The organism is Gordonia malaquae NBRC 108250 (assembly GCF_000344135.1).
In the GTDB taxonomy this organism is placed as follows: Bacteria; Actinomycetota; Actinomycetes; order Mycobacteriales; family Mycobacteriaceae; genus Gordonia; species Gordonia malaquae.
The window spans coordinates 151113-164651 of the sequence record NZ_BAOP01000011.1 but is presented as its reverse complement, the minus strand read 5'-3'; the positions used below and the strand labels follow the sequence as shown (position 1 = coordinate 164651).

The following is a 13539-nucleotide window of genomic DNA, read 5'->3' as shown; positions in this document are numbered from 1 at the left end:
CAGCGCAGTCACATAGCCGAAACACCGTTCGGACACGCCAAACACAACCTACGCTTCCGTCGATTCACCAGCCGCGGAATCGACCGGGCAGCATCAGAATTCGCCTTCCACGCCCTGGTCAACAACATCGTCAAAGCCATCACCGGAGGCCACCTAGCCACCGCCTAAAGGCGGCCGCACCACCAACTCGCACGGGCCACCGGCCGGCCTCTCCACCCGGCCAACGGACACGTTCGATCGACAACTCCAAACTGCAACAGCCCGATATTGCCCTCGAGTTGCGATTGCAGTACTGACTTTCGAACCATCTCGATCGCCTGCGGCGTGCGAGCGCGGTGCCGGTCCGGCCTGGTGATCGACAGGATGTCGGCGAGGACACCGTCCCAGTCGTAGAGGATGTCGTCGTAGGTGAGCCGGAGGACGAGCCAGCCGTCGACTACTGCTCTGCGATCGCGGTGATGATCGCGTTCGTAGTCGGCTCGGCTCGCGTGGTGCAGGACGCTGTCGCATTCGATCAGCAGCCGACCGACGCGGAGGTCTGCGTGCCCCACACCCTCGACTGGCGGCTGGACCACAACGTCGAAGCCCGCAGATCGGAGGCGGACCCGCACGATGCTCTCGGTCCCGGTCGAGTTCAGGTAGGAGTCGCAGACGGCGACCCATTCGTCCAGCGGGAGGCAGCCGACGGCAGAGCAGGGAGACTGGCAGCGGGTCGACGGCATCGCGAGCGGACCGAACACATCCAGTCGGCGGACGGCACGCGCGATTCTTTCCGCTCAAGTTGCGGCTGCGACGCAGATGCAGCCCGTTGTGGCCGGGAGGAGTCCAGAGCTCGTGGAACCTGAGCGCGTCGACACAGGTCAACACGCCGCCGTCCCGCACCGCGGACGCCGTGCGGGCATCGTGATTCGCTGCGGCGAACCATCCCCACCGCAGCTGTGCCAGGTCGCCGGACAGAACGGCTCGACGGATCGCCTCGCGGTCGAATCCGAGTGCCAACAGTGCGGCCGCGGGGTAGACACCTGAATCCCTCATACAAGGTCAGACGCAGCGACCCGATGCGCGGTTCCCCCGGCACGCCGATACGCCTGAACTCGCTAGGCTGGAACCATGAAACCCGGTGACATCGCACCCGACTTCGCTCTGCCCGACCAGAACGGCGACGTCCGGCGGCTGTCGGAACTCCTGGCCGAGGGACCCGTTGCCCTCTTCTTCTACCCTGCTGCGTTCACGCCGGGCTGCACCAAGGAGGCCTGTCACTTCCGCGATCTCGCAGCCGAGTTCTCAGCAGCCGGGGTGCAGCGCATCGGGATCAGCCGCGACGACGTCGCCAAGCAGAGCGACTGGACGGCCAAGCACGGGCTCGACTATCCACTCCTGGCCGACGTCGACGGCTCGGTCGCCGACGCCTACGGAGTGCGCCGGAGCGGCCTGTTCAGTGCGGTCGGCATGCCGACCAAGCGCACCACGTTCGCCATCGGGCGAGACGGAGTGATCGCCGACGTCATCGCGTCCGAGGTCAACATGAGCGTCCACGCCGACCGCGCCCTCAAAGCACTCGGGTGATCCTCCGCGAGCCAGCCGGACCAGAGGAGTACCCGGCGATCGTCGACGTCTGGCGCAGCGCCGTCGCCGCGACACACGCCTTCCTCGCCGCGGAGCATTTCGCCGAGATCGAACGCGCGCTGCCCGGTGACTATCTCCCGAACGTGACGCTGACCGTCGCCGACGACGCAGGTCGGATCGTCGGTTTCTCGGGTGTCGCCGAAGGGCGACTCGAAATGCTGTTCGTGCACGACGACGTCCGTGGGACGGGAGTGGGGACGGTGCTGCTCAACGACGCGGTCGTCAGGCTCGGCGCCACCGAAGTCGACGTCAACGAACAGAACCCGCAGGCCGTCGGGTTCTACCCCGCACGCGGTTTCACCCAGACTGGTCGCTCGGAGCTCGACGGGGACGGACGCCCGTACCCGCTGCTCACGCTCGAATTCACCCCCTAAGCGGGAACAACCGGACGCCCGGCACGTACGCGGTCGGGATCGGGAACCGGCACCGCGTCGACCAACAACCGGGTGTAGTCGGTGACCGGGGCGTCGAACAGCTCGTCGGCCCATCCCGTCTCCACGAGCCGTCCGGCCTTGAGGACGGCCACCCGGTCGGCCACCTGCCGGACCACGGCGAGGTCGTGGCTGATGAACAGCGCGGCGAAACCGAACTCGGACTGAAGGTCGGCGAACAACTCCAACACCCGAGCCTGCACGGACACGTCGAGCGCGCTTGTCGGTTCGTCGGCGATCAAGAGTTCGGGATTCGCCGACAGCGCACGGGCCAACGCCACGCGTTGCCGCTGGCCTCCGGACAGCTCATGGGGCAGTCGGGTGGCGAAGGATGTCGGCAGTTGCACCGCGTCCAACAGTTCGGCGACGCGTCGAGCACGTGACGAACGGTCACCGATCCGCCCGATGTCCAGCGGCTCGCGGATCGATTCGGCCACGGTGAACCGCGGGTTCAACGATGCTGTCGGGTCCTGCGGGACGAACGCGATCCGACGACGAACCGCACGCAGCGCCGCGCCGGAGAGTGTCGAGACATCCTCGCCGTCGATGAAGATCCGCCCCTCGGCGATGGGCAGCAGCCCACCGATCGCGCGTCCGAGTGTCGTCTTGCCTGAACCGGATTCGCCGACCACACCGAGCACCTCGCCGGGCGCGACGTCGAGTGTCACCTCGGACAATGCAGTGTGCGGCGCTGCTCCGAAGCGGCCCGGATGACGGACGGTGACGGCGTTGATCTCGAGCACCGGGGCGTCGACCTCCGTCGGCTGCGGGTCGACTTCCTCCACCGATCCCGGGTGCAGGCGGGGCACCGATGCCAGCAACTGCCGGGTGTACGGCTCGCGGGGCGCCGCGAACAGGGAGTGGACGTCGGCGGTCTCGATGGTCTCGCCGAGTTGGACCACGACCACGCGGTCGGCGATCTCGGCGACCACCCCGAGATTGTGCGTGATCAGCAGGATGCCCGCACCCGTGCGGTCCCTCAGTCTGACGAGCAGGTCGAGGATGTCCCGTTGCACGGACACGTCGAGGGCGGTGGTCGGTTCGTCGGCGAGGAGCAGAGCCGGGTCGCCCGCCAGCGCGAGGGCGATGACCACGCGCTGCTTCTGACCTCCGGACAGCTGATGCGGGTAGTAGCCGACTCGTGTCTGCGGGTCCGGGATCTCGACGAGTTCCAGCAGTTCGACCGCTCGTCTCCTGGCTTCCGAGCGGGAGAGCGACCCATGCCGGGTCAACGCCTGTCGGAGCTGCCAGCCGACCGTCTGGACCGGATTGAGCGCGGTCTGCGGTTCTTGAAACACCATTGCGACGCGGCTGCCGCGGACAGCGGTCCATCCACGTTCGTCCAGGTCGAGGACTTCGATTCCGTCGACCTTCACCGAACCGGTGGAGACGGCGTTCTCGGGGAGCAGTCCGATGGCTGCTCGTGCTGTCATCGTCTTGCCGGAGCCGGACTCACCGACGAGGGCGACGATCTCGCCCGCATCGACATGGAGGCTGATGCCCGCGACGGCGGGACGTGGATAGTCGAACCTCACGTGGAGGTCGGTGACGTCGAGTACGCGTGCCATGGTCTTACAGACTCCTTCGGTCGGAAGAGATCGACTGCGCGATCAAGTAGAGGCCCAGGACCAGGGCGGACACGACGATCAGCGGACCGATCGAGATCCAGGGATTGGTCTCCAGGTAGCCGTTGCCCGAGGCGAGCAAGCCGCCGAGCGACGGTGTCGGCGGGACGACGCCGATGCCGAGGTAACTGAGTGCGCCGCCGATGAACACACCGAGCGACAGTGACAGCGCGAACTGCACTCCGAGCGCTTCGACGGAGTTCGGCAGCACGTGACGGAACAGGATCCGGCCCGTGCCTGCACCACTGACCCGCGCAGCTTCGACGTACGGCTGCTCCCTGATCCGCAGGACGGACGTGCGGACCAGTCGGCCGAATACGGGGATCTCGGCGATGGCGATGACGATGCCGACGGTCACCGCGCCGGGCTCGAGAATCGCGACGAGCGCGATTCCGAGGATCAGTGCGGGGAACGCGAGGATGACGTCGAAGACACGTTGGACCACACCGTCGGCCCGCCGGAACGACACTCCGAGCAGCCCGATGAGAGTGCCGATCGCGGCGCCGATCGGGACGGCGATCACGATGATCAGAAGGTCGACGCGGATTCCGGACAGGATCCGCGAGGCGACGTCGCGGTTGACGTCGTCAGTGCCGAACCAGTGCTCTGCACTCGGTGACAGGAGATAAGCGCCGTCGATCTGCTGGTCGGGGGCGTAGGAGACGAACAGCGGTCCGAGAAGGCCCGCGAGAACAACGGCGAGCACGAGGACCGTGCCGACGAGCCCCGACCCGTGGACGAGGCTGCGCCACAGCGGCAGTCGTGTCGGTCGAGAGTCGCGGTCGGTCGGAGTCTCCGGGATGAGACCGGGGTCGAGGTCGACGGCGGAGCCGTCGACAACGGGGACGGTGGTGGTCATGCGGCACCTGCCAATCGGATACGGGGGTCGAGCCATGCGTGGACGATGTCGGCGGCGAGCTGGATCAGGACAAAAACCGTCACCGACAGCAGAACCAGGACTTGGACGAGTGGATAGTCGCGGGCTGAGATGCCCTCCTCGGTCAGCAGTCCGAGTCCGGGCCAGCCGAAGATGGATTCGACAAGCACGGCACCGCCCAGGAGCGCACCGACGATGAGGCCGAACGCGGTGATGGTCGACGGGAGTGCGTTGCGCAGTGCGTGTTTGAGCACCACGTCGCGGCGTGATGCGCCGGTCGCGATCGCGGTGACCGCATACGGCTGTCTGAGCTCGGTCTGCAACGCCTCGGTGAGGAACCTGGCGAGCATCGCTCCGGCGGGCAATCCGAGCGTGAACGCGGGCAGCGCCAGATACTGCGCGGTGATCCACAGATCGTCTGTGAGGCCGTTCGGCGGTGTGCCGCCCGCCGGGAGCAGTCGCCAACGGACACCGAACAGGAAGATCAACACGATTCCGACGACAAAAGTGGGGAGTGCGATCGCGATCGCGTTGACTCCGGTGAGCAGCGTGTTCAACCAGGCGGACGGTCGTATGGTCGCAGCCAGACTGAGGGCGATCCCGAGGGCGACCGCGAGCACCGCCGCCGCAGACGTCAGTACCAGCGTGTTGGTCAGGCCGAACGAGACCAGGTCGCCGATACTGCCGCCGACCTGGTAACTCGTGCCGAAGTCGAGGGTGAGGACGGATCCGATCCACGCGGCGTACTGGACGAAGAAGCCCCGATCGAGGCCGAGATCGTGACGGATCGCCGCGAGATCGTCCGGGGTGGCGTCCGATCCCGCGAGTGCCGCTTCGGGGCCGCCGGGAATGAGCCGGAGCACGGCGAAGATGAGCAGTGAGGCAGCGAACAGGACCACAACAGCTGTCGGGATCCGCCGGAGAAGGTAGCCGGTCATGTCATGACCTCCGATCGGGATTGGTGAGACTCGTGTCGGCGAAATGGAACTGGACTCGACGGTCCCAGCCCACATCTCTGACGTTCGGTGATGCGGTCGCGTGTTGGATGACCACGCCGATCTCAACGAGGAACAGTTCGTTGAGCCAGACCGAGTCGAGCCGGCGGTACGCGGCGATCGCCTCGGGCGACGACGGGTCGGCAGTCTTCCACGCGGAATCCGCCGCCGCCGCGTAGTCGGCGGCGACGAAGTTCGAGGCGTTCTTCGCCGCATTGAACGGGTACGCCGACACGGCGAGCGTCGACGGTGTGAACTGGGCGAACGCGTGCTCGAGGATCCACAGGCCGGAGAACTCTCCGCCGATGAGCTTCGATGCGTGGACCGTCGGATCGTTGGGCACCAGATCGGCGGTGATGCCGACGTCCTTGAGATTGCTCTGCACGATCTCGGCGACGATGCGTGACGTCCCGCCCTGCGTGGAATAGTCCAGGTCGATCGGCGGCACCGGTGGAAGCTCGGCGAGAATCGCCCTCGCCTTCGAGACGTCCCGCGTGAAGGTCCGATTCGCCGAAGCGTTGTAGGCGGGCGACGTCTTCGGCCACGGCAGGTTCACCGGATACCCGGCGCTCTGGTGCACGTCGGTCATGATCCGGTCTCGGTCGACCGCGAATGCTATCGCTCGGCGGACACGACGATCGGCGAGTGCGGGGTTCGCAACGTTGACACCTACGTAGACTTCGCTCTCCGCGCCCGTGAACTCGATGTCGCGGAACCCGTACCGGCTGGTGGCGAGCTTCTGGTCGTGTGACGTCAGACCTGCAGGGTCGACGACGTCGAGCTGCCCGGTCCGCAACCGCGTGTACAACGACTTCGGGTCGTTGCCCTCCACGAAGCTGATCTTGTCGAGCGCAGGCGAACCGCCCCAATAGTCGGGATTGCGGACGAGGGTGACCCGGGAGTTGGGTGTCCACGACGCGAACTCGAAGGGACCGGTTCCGTTGAACGTTCGGCCCGCCTTCAGTCCGTCGAGTGTCTTGGCGTCGATGATCGGCGCCGAGTCGAGCAGGTCGAAGATGTTGCCGACCGGGTGAGCGAACGACAGGACCACTCGATGCGGGTCGGTGACGTCGTAACCGGTGATCGCGGCGGCAGTCCGCTTGAACTGCGGCTTCCACGGCCCGGCGAGATAGGCGAGGAGCGACTGCTGCACATCGGACGATGTGAACTCGCGCCCGTCGTGGAATGTGACGCCTCGGCGCAGGTCCACAGACAGTGAGAGCCCGTCCGGCGCCAGAACCCACCCGGTCGCCAGCGACGGACGCGGGGTGGGTGAACTGTGGTCGAGCGTGATGAGGGTGTCGTACACATTGGCGACGACGTGACCATTGAGACTGCCGGTGCCGATCTGCAGGAACTTGGCGGGGGACAGGTCGCCGAGCACCCCGACACGGAGTTCACCGCCGCGCACCACTGGTCCGGAGCCTGTTGCCGGACCTTGCTGCGCATCGACTGCACTACGGCAACTGCTGAGCCCGACCGCTGCGATCAGGGCTAGGAGCAGTGCCCACAATATGCGGGCGAACCGATGTCGGAACATGTCAATTTCTGCTTTCTCGTCGAATTCTTCTCGCACCGCTGCCGGTGGGTGCGGTTGGCAATGAATGATTCAGCAGAGCGTCGTCGAAAGGATCACTTCCAATCACGACGATTCAAAGTTTTGACGGTGCGCCGGGATGTCGGGAATGGTGCTCGAATCGGTGCCTGCGGCGCCGACGACACGTTCGGACACTGCATGAAAGGCCACGAAGTGACGAGTGGAATTCCCGACTACGCCCGCGGATACGACGATTTCGGTGGAACGGTGGGGCGGACCACGTCCGCGTCGACGCCGTGGTGGCCCGCCGACACGGACGGCCGCCGACGGCCCAACATCGTCGTGGTGCTCATCGATGATCTCGGCTACTCCGACATCGGTCCGTTCGGGGCCGAGATCCCGACACCCAACATCGACCGGATCGCCGCGACCGGTTACCGGCTGAGCAACTACCACACGACTCCGGTCTGCTCGCCTGCCAGAGCGGCCTTGTTGACCGGTGTCAATCCACACCGCGCGGGGTACGGCAGCGTCGCCAACTCCGACCCGGGGTTTCCGGGACTGCGCCTCGAGTTGGCCGACGACGTCTTGACATTGCCGGAGATTCTCCGCGAGTCGGGGTACGCGACGTTCGCCGTCGGCAAATGGCACCTCGTCCGCGATGCCGACATGAGTCCGGGGCGATCCCGGAAGTCGTGGCCTCTGCAGCGAGGTTTCGACAGTTACTACGGATCGCTGGAAGGACTGAACTCGTTCTTCCACCCGAACCAGCTGATCGCCGACAACTCGGTGGTGGACGTCGACGAGTACCCGGAGGGCTACTACGTCACCGATGATCTGACTGATCGAGCGATCGGGCAGGTCAAAGCTCTGCGTGCGCACGACGCGGACAAGCCGTTCTTCCTGTATTTCGCGCACATCGCGATGCACGGTCCTCATCAGGTGAAGCCCGCAGACCTCGACCGGCATCGAGGCCGGTACGCCGACGGCTGGGACGAGGTCCGGCGCAGGCGATTCGCGAAGCAGGTGGCCGACGGGCTCTTCGACCCAGGCACCCCGATCCGGGAGCGGAACACCGAACCCGGGTACGACGCACCGCCGTGGGACGACCTGTCGGACGAGGAGAAGAACCGCTACCAGCGCTACCAGGAGGTGTACGCGGCTCTCGTCGACAGTGTTGATCAGAGTGTCGGGCGGATCGTCGACCTCCTCGACGACCTCGGCGAACTCGACGACACGATCATCGTCTTCACCTCCGACAACGGCGGCACGGCCGAAGGTGGGGCGGAGGGGACCCGCTCCTACTTCAGCCAGTTCGTCCACGGTCCGGTTCCGCCGGACTGGGAGCGCGACGTGCCGCACGACGAGTCGCTCATCGGTTCACCCGAACTCGGAGTGCACTACCCGCGCGGTTGGGGCCAGGCGTCCAACACTCCGTTCCGGTTCTACAAGGGCCAGACGTTCGCCGGCGGCGTCCGGGTTCCGTTCGTCCTGTCCTGGCCGGGCGGTCTGACGAGAGCGGCCGACGACAACGGGGTACGGCGCCAGTTCGCCTACGTCACCGACCTCGCGCCGACCCTGCTCGAGCTCGCCGGTGTCGACACGCCGCGGACCAGACACGGAGTCGACGCGATCGAACGTGACGGTGTGAGCGTCGCCGAGTTCCTGCGCGAACCCGACGCGGCGTCGCCGCGGACCGAGCAGTACGCGGAGTTCGGCGGCCACCGGGGCTTCTACCGCGACGGCTGGAAGCTGCTGTCGTTACACGACGGCGATCCGGCCGACGTCGACCGTCCTCAATGGGAGCTGTACGACGTGCGGACCGATCCCGCCGAGACCGTCGACGTCGCCGCCGATCATCCGGATGTCGTCGCAGAGCTGGCCGCCGCGTGGGACGAGGCCGCATGGCGCAACACGGTGTTCCCCCTGTTCGACACCGTCGGTGACCAGGTGAGACGCCGCCCCGCCGAAGCTGAGCGTTTTGCATCTGACGTCCGGCTCCTCCGAGGCACGCCGACGCTGGAACGGTACCGGTCGAGCAGGCTGATCGCGTACCGCGACTTCGAGGTCGTCGTGGAACTCCGCGACTGGGAGCCGTCGGACGAGGGTGTCCTCGTCGCGCACGGAGACGTCCAGGGCGGCTACCTGGTCGTCGTCGAGAACGGAGTGCTGAGCTTCGTCTACAACGCCTACGGGCGGGTGCACCGGGTGTCCGGACCGCTGCCGGAGCGGCCGGAGGCCGTGACCCTCAGAGCTCAGGCGTCCGACGACGTCCGGTGGGATTTCACCGTCGACGTGACAGTCGACGGCGCCGAATCGCGGGTCGCCGATCTCCCGCGGGCGGTGCAGTTGGTGGGGATGGCGCCATGGACAGGCATCTCAGTGGGCCTCGACGCACGAGGCGCGGTCGACAGCGATCTGCGGGCCAGACGCGGTGTGTTCCGAGCTCCGGAGTCGCTCGTCTCCGTCACATACCGGCCCGGGCGGGTCCGCGTGCCGGAGCCGATTCGGCGCACCATCGATCAGCAGGCGGCCGATGTCGCCGATTGAACCGACTTGCAATCACGATGATTCGATGTGTGGTGCTCATCGCGCCGATTCGATTTCATGAGTGTCACGCATTCGCGTCGATCATCAATTCCCCCACATTTCACACTCGCCTTCAAGGGTGAAAGGAATTCAGCCATGACAATCACTTCCATTGCGAATCACGCCGACCGTGCTGCTGCGGCGGAAAGCATTTACGCCGATGCCGGAATCAGGGTGGACAAGCTCGGAGAGTACATCGGTGCCCGAATCAGCGGGGTGCGTCTGGGCGGCGAGATCAGTGACGATCAGGCAGAGGCGATTCGACTCGCGCTCGCCGTCAACAAGGTGGTCGTGTTCAGCGGACAAGAGCACCTCGACGACGACGGGCAGTACGCATTCGCACAGCGTCTTGGAGAGCCGACACTCCCGCACCCGACCGTCACCTCGCGGGGCAGCCAGCTGCTGACGATCGAAGGCGCTGCCAACAGCTGGCACACCGACGTGTCGTTCGTCGACCGGATCCCGAAGGCGTCGATCCTGCGGGCCGTCACACTCCCAGCGTGGGGAGGGGCCACCACCTGGGCGTCCACCGTCGCCGCCTACGACCAGTTGCCGGCGTCGTTGCGCGCGTTCGCAGACACTCTGTGGGCGAAGCACTCCAACCTCTACGACTACGTCACGTCCGAGCACGGTGGCGGCGACCAGGAGACCGCGCGCCGGACCGAGCACTACAAGGAGTTCACGAGCTCGGAGTACCAGACGCTGCACCCCGTGGTCCGGGTCCACCCGGAGACGGGTGAGCGGAGTCTGCTGCTCGGACACTTCGTCAAAGAGTTCCACCAGCTGAAGCCCGGTGAGTTCGCGGCGCTCTACCAGGTGTTCCAGAACCGGATCACCCGCCTGGAGAACACCTTCCGATGGAACTGGAGCCTCGGCGATGTCGCCATCTGGGACAACCGGGCGACGCAGCACTATGGAATCGCCGACTTCGGTGGGCAGGAGCGCAGGCTGCACCGCATCACACTTGCCGGTGATGTGCCGGTGAGCGTCGACGGGGAGTCGAGCCGAATCATCTCCGGCGACGCGTCGCACTACTCGAGCATCGACGAGCCTCGGCGGCTGGACGTCTACGCCGCCTGATCTTTGAACGAGTACCAGACGGGGCCGGTGAGCAACCAGATGACGGTGATCGTGCCGAGCATCCCGAAACTCCCGAACATGGCCTCACGCTGAGTGGAATCCGCGACGGTGTAACCGAGGGCTGCGGTGATCACCGCGGCGATGGCGACGGCACCCAGCCATCGCCCGAAGTCGGACCACTCATGACGGGCTCGCACCGGACCGGTCGATGGGATCGGCACCGGTGCGGGCCCGTCGGCAAATCGGTGCGCAAAACGCACATCGGCCCACGCGATCATCCGATGCCCGAACATCAGCGTGCCGCCGAGGTAGATCGGTGCGAGTCGATGGGCGAACTCGACGTCGCCGCCCCTGGCCAGATCGACAGTCACCGCGATCAGCAGAACCAGGTCGATCAGCGGAACACAGGCGAGGACGATCGTCGATGCACGCGTGAGTCGAGCCAGATAGCGAAGGGCGAGTCCTCCGACGACAAACGCCCAGAAGCCGATCTCGCAGGCGGCGATGGTGATCAATACGGGGTTCATGGATCCACCGTGCCCCGCGTCCACCATGCGGCGCATCCGCCGATCGACGTCGGCGGGGTCGTACTTTAGGGGGACCCGCGCAGGCGTCCGGTGTGCTGTAGTTGGAGACGATGACGATCCGATTCCACCGAGACAGCATGCTGACCGGGGCGAACGTGATGGCCGCCGGCACCCTTGCTGTCGGCCTGCTGATGTGGGCGTCCGGGTCGTTCGTGTTCTTCACCGATGTCGATCGGTATCCCTGGTACGGAAAGCTCGGCATCCTGTCGGCGGCGTTTCTCGTCCAGCTGTCCGCCCAGCGCAGGCCTGCACTCGCTCTCGGCGCGATGGGGCTTCTGCTGGCATTCGACGCGTATGCGGGCCCGTCGCTTCCGTTGTGGATCGCGCTATCGGACGTGATGTACATCGGTGTGGTCCGCGGGTCGGATCGCCTTCGACGCGTGGTGATCGTGCTCGGAGTGGTCGCAACCGTCGCCGGGGCAGTCGCCGGGGCGATCGCCGGAGGTGCTCGTGCAGGCGTGCTGACCGGCCTGATCGGTGTTGCACTTCTGCTGTCGCCGATCGGCTACGGGCTGTCGGTTGTCGCGACCCGGCGGGCAGGCGACGCCGAGAAGTCGGCGGCGGTCGCACAGGCGCAGGCAGAACGGGCCGCAGCACTCGCCGACGAACGTCGGCGGCTCTCTCGTGAACTCCACGACACCGTCGCCGGGCACGTGTCCGCGATCGCGATCCTGTCCGAAGCGGCGCGTGACGCCGCCGAACCGGGACCCGTCGTCGAATCGATCCGCGGGAACTCGCTCGCGGCACTCGGCGAGCTGAGGGCGATGATCGATCTGCTCGCCACCGATGGGGACGAGATCACAACGGTCCGCTGGTCATCGGTCGATCCGCTGATCGACGCCGCGGACGCTGTCGGCTCGACGGTCTCCGTGAACGGTGACGTGACCGGAATGCCTCGTCGTTTGGAAGCCGTCGTCACCCGGATCGTGGGGGAGGCCCTCGCGAACGCGACCAAGCACGCACCCGGGCGCCCGGTCACCGTCGAACTGTCCAGCGGCGCCCGCGCTGTTCGTGTGATCGTCCGGAACGACCGGGCCGCCGAAGCGCCGTCGACGAGGGGCCAGGGGTTGGCGAACATGCAGATCAGGGCAGAGAGCATCGGGGGACACCTCGACGCCGGACCTGTTGGACAGGAGTGGATCGTGACGGCGGAGCTTCCCCGATGAGCAGTGCGACGAGCAGGGTCCGGGTGGTGCTGGCCGACGATCACGCCGCCGTGCGTGAAGGACTGCGGATGGTGCTCGAAGCCTCCGGGCGGATCACTGTGGTCGGGGAGGCGGCCGACGGCGCCGTCGCGATCCGCCTTGCGGTAGAACTGCGCCCCGACGTCGTGCTGATGGACGTGCGGATGCCCGGTGTCGATGGTCTGGCGGCAACGGCCGCGGTCACCTCCGCGACCGATGCGCGCGTATTGGTGCTGACGACGTTCGGTCTCGACGAGTACGTCGTCGGCGCGTTGTCTGCAGGCGCTTCGGGGTTCCTGTTGAAGACCGCGTCCGGGGCCGAACTCGTCGATGGGACGCTGCGGGTGGCCGAGGGCGACGCCGTCCTCGACGCGGGAGTCACCAGGGCTGTCGTCGACGCCATGCGCACTCGGCCCGCACCCGCGGTTCCCGACCTCTCGGCGCTGACTGACCGTGAGCGCGATGTGCTCGGCGGGGTGGGTGCAGGATTGTCGAACGCGCAGATCGCGCGTCGACTGGGCATCGGGGAGTCGACGGTGAAGACGCACGTCTCGCGGGTGCTGATGAAGCTGGACGCGCCGTCACGCGTACAGGCCGCGGTGATCGCTGCTGCGGCCGGGCTCGTCTAGTCGTCCGCTGGTCCCGTCGCGGCGAGTGCACCGTAGAACAGCAGGAACGATGTCGCGGCGGTGGCGTTGAGTCCGAAGTCGCGGACGCGCACGTGGGAGCCGACGGCGAGGGTGAAGTAGATCGTCAGCATGATCGCCGTCAGACGAGCGAGGGCGGGCGAACGTGTCACGGACGCCAGTCCGACCGCCGACGCGCCCTTCACAACGGGAAAGATCCAACGATTCGTCTGTGGATACTCGACGCTGTCCAGGCATCGGGTGATGTAGGGGATGGGGCCGATGCACGCTACTGCGTCGGCGGCCTGGCCGACGGCGGCGAGTTGGTACAGGCGCGGATCGCGGAGCAGGTCAGTCGGTGCGTTCATGTTCTGACCGTAGG

14 protein-coding genes are annotated in these 13539 nt (G+C 66.5%); 7 read left to right on the top strand and 7 right to left on the bottom strand.

Annotated elements, in window-relative coordinates; genetic code table 11:
• The coding region (locus tag GM1_RS21895) for a transposase (RefSeq protein ID WP_174316865.1) at positions 1 to 168 on the top strand (168 nt) is incomplete at its 5' end.
• Here the strand turns inward: GM1_RS21895 and GM1_RS21560 are convergent.
• A complete protein-coding gene (locus tag GM1_RS21560; protein WP_008378302.1) occupies positions 165 to 740 on the bottom strand; it encodes an endonuclease domain-containing protein in 576 nt (191 codons plus the stop codon). The two genes, GM1_RS21895 and GM1_RS21560, sit on opposite strands and share 4 nt — an antisense overlap.
• A gap of 370 nt (positions 741 to 1110) precedes the next feature.
• Between GM1_RS21560 and GM1_RS09320 the strand changes: the two genes are divergently transcribed.
• Both GM1_RS09320 and GM1_RS09315 read left to right on the top strand, forming a co-directional pair.
• Positions 1111 to 1566, top strand: coding sequence for a peroxiredoxin (locus GM1_RS09320; protein ID WP_008378301.1), 456 nt, complete (start codon positions 1111 to 1113; stop codon positions 1564 to 1566).
• The gene (locus tag GM1_RS09315; RefSeq protein ID WP_008378300.1) at positions 1563 to 2000 is read left to right on the top strand and encodes an acetyltransferase; all 438 of its coding nucleotides are present in this window, start codon (positions 1563 to 1565) and stop codon (positions 1998 to 2000) included. Before GM1_RS09320 ends, GM1_RS09315 begins: the two co-directional genes overlap by 4 nt.
• On the opposite strand, the gene GM1_RS09310 is transcribed toward GM1_RS09315, so the two are convergent.
• From GM1_RS09310 to GM1_RS09295, 4 genes are read right to left on the bottom strand one after another with little or no spacing between them, the layout of a single operon-like run.
• Positions 1997 to 3625: a dipeptide ABC transporter ATP-binding protein gene (locus tag GM1_RS09310; protein ID WP_008378299.1), complete on the bottom strand. Its 1629-nt coding sequence runs from the start codon at positions 3623 to 3625 to the stop codon at positions 1997 to 1999. The genes GM1_RS09315 and GM1_RS09310 overlap by 4 nt on opposite strands.
• A 4-nt stretch (positions 3626 to 3629) precedes the next feature.
• The gene (locus tag GM1_RS09305; protein ID WP_008378298.1) at positions 3630 to 4541 is read right to left on the bottom strand and encodes an ABC transporter permease; all 912 of its coding nucleotides are present in this window, start codon (positions 4539 to 4541) and stop codon (positions 3630 to 3632) included.
• Complete coding sequence (locus tag GM1_RS09300) at positions 4538 to 5497, bottom strand: ABC transporter permease (protein WP_008378297.1); 960 nt, start codon at positions 5495 to 5497, stop codon at positions 4538 to 4540. Before GM1_RS09300 ends, GM1_RS09305 begins: the two co-directional genes overlap by 4 nt.
• A gap of 1 nt (position 5498) precedes the next feature.
• Entirely contained in the window at positions 5499 to 7094 is a 1596-nt protein-coding gene (locus GM1_RS09295) for an ABC transporter substrate-binding protein (RefSeq protein ID WP_040519761.1), read from the bottom strand.
• 195 nt (positions 7095 to 7289) lie between these two features.
• Here GM1_RS09295 and GM1_RS09290 point away from each other — a divergent pair, with 195 nt between their 5' ends.
• Positions 7290 to 9641 carry an arylsulfatase gene (locus GM1_RS09290; RefSeq protein WP_008378295.1) on the top strand — a complete coding sequence of 784 codons (2352 nt, stop codon included), beginning with the start codon at positions 7290 to 7292 and terminating at the stop codon, positions 9639 to 9641.
• Positions 9642 to 9776: 135 nt separating this feature from the next.
• On the top strand, positions 9777 to 10760 hold the full coding sequence (locus tag GM1_RS09285; RefSeq protein WP_008378294.1) for a TauD/TfdA dioxygenase family protein: 984 nt from the start codon (positions 9777 to 9779) through the stop codon (positions 10758 to 10760).
• Here GM1_RS09285 and GM1_RS09280 read toward each other — a convergent pair.
• Positions 10748 to 11287, bottom strand: coding sequence for a hypothetical protein (locus GM1_RS09280; RefSeq protein WP_223291398.1), 540 nt, complete (start codon positions 11285 to 11287; stop codon positions 10748 to 10750). The genes GM1_RS09285 and GM1_RS09280 overlap by 13 nt on opposite strands.
• A 110-nt stretch (positions 11288 to 11397) precedes the next feature.
• Here GM1_RS09280 and GM1_RS09275 point away from each other — a divergent pair, with 110 nt between their 5' ends.
• Positions 11398 to 12513 (top strand): sensor histidine kinase, encoded by a 1116-nt coding sequence (locus tag GM1_RS09275; protein WP_223291397.1) that lies wholly within the window; start codon positions 11398 to 11400, stop codon positions 12511 to 12513.
• Positions 12510 to 13160 (top strand): response regulator, encoded by a 651-nt coding sequence (locus GM1_RS09270; protein ID WP_040519760.1) that lies wholly within the window; start codon positions 12510 to 12512, stop codon positions 13158 to 13160. Before GM1_RS09275 ends, GM1_RS09270 begins: the two co-directional genes overlap by 4 nt.
• Here GM1_RS09270 and GM1_RS09265 read toward each other — a convergent pair.
• Complete coding sequence (locus GM1_RS09265; protein WP_008378290.1) at positions 13157 to 13525, bottom strand: DoxX family protein; 369 nt, start codon at positions 13523 to 13525, stop codon at positions 13157 to 13159. The two genes, GM1_RS09270 and GM1_RS09265, sit on opposite strands and share 4 nt — an antisense overlap.
• Between the last annotated feature and the right edge of the window lie 14 nt (positions 13526 to 13539).